Annotated in this window: 1 protein-coding gene and 1 pseudogene; one reads left to right on the forward strand and one right to left on the reverse strand. The window is 54.2% G+C overall.

The genetic code is table 11. The annotated features are described in order from the left end of the window. Positions 1-159 (reverse strand): annotated as a pseudogene (locus DBR24_RS33535) (glutamine synthetase); the annotation flags it as partial. A 224-nt stretch (positions 160-383) separates the two neighbouring features. On the opposite strand from DBR24_RS33535, the gene DBR24_RS33540 reads away from it, so the two are divergent. Then, a partial coding sequence (locus tag DBR24_RS33540) for a GTP-binding protein (protein WP_256591789.1) occupies positions 384-794 on the forward strand: 411 nt, incomplete at its 3' end.

The raw sequence follows: 794 nt of genomic DNA on the forward strand, positions 1-794 counted from the left end.
GCCCACGGTGTTGACGCTGTACGCATTGCCATCAGCATCCACGCAAGCCAGCAGATTGGCGCTGCGTGTGCAGCTGGCCAGCGCTGGAACCTGAGCCCAGGCATTGCCCACCATCAACAGCACGAGGCTGAAAACCGAGTACTTCAGCGCATTTCTCATCACGTTTTCCAGCAGGCCAGTTGATTGCAGCTTCCAGTGCTTTGTCGTTCAAGGCAAGACAAGGGCTGGCTTGTTTGCGTTGTTATACTATAACATTAATTTGAACTGAGCCTGACCCGACCGACTTCGAACGTTTACTTTCTCTGAAGCCCATCGTTTGGGACCAGAAAACGTCCGGCGCGAGCAAAAGCGCCAGTCGGCTACCATTTGATGAGGATTACCCAATGTCAGCTGCATTGCCTGTGACCGTGCTTTCGGGATTTCTCGGCGCCGGAAAAAGTACACTTTTGAATTACGTACTACGTAATCGAGACGGATTGCGAGTGGCGGTCATCGTTAATGATATGAGCGAGATCAATATTGATGGCAGCGAAGTTCAGCGCGATGTCAGCCTGAACCGTGCCGAAGAAAAGCTCGTCGAGATGAGTAACGGTTGCATCTGCTGTACGTTACGCGAGGACTTGCTCGAAGAAGTGAGCAAGCTCGCCCGCGAGGGTCGTTTCGATTACTTACTGATCGAATCCACCGGGATCTCCGAGCCGCTGCCGGTGGCAGAAACCTTCACCTTTCGCGACGAACAGGGGCAGAGCCTCGCTGACGTCGCGCGCCTCGACACCATGGTCACTGTCGTCGAC

The organism is Pseudomonas sp. HMWF006, from assembly GCF_003061205.1.
Lineage (GTDB): Bacteria > Pseudomonadota > Gammaproteobacteria > Pseudomonadales > Pseudomonadaceae > Aquipseudomonas > Aquipseudomonas monsensis.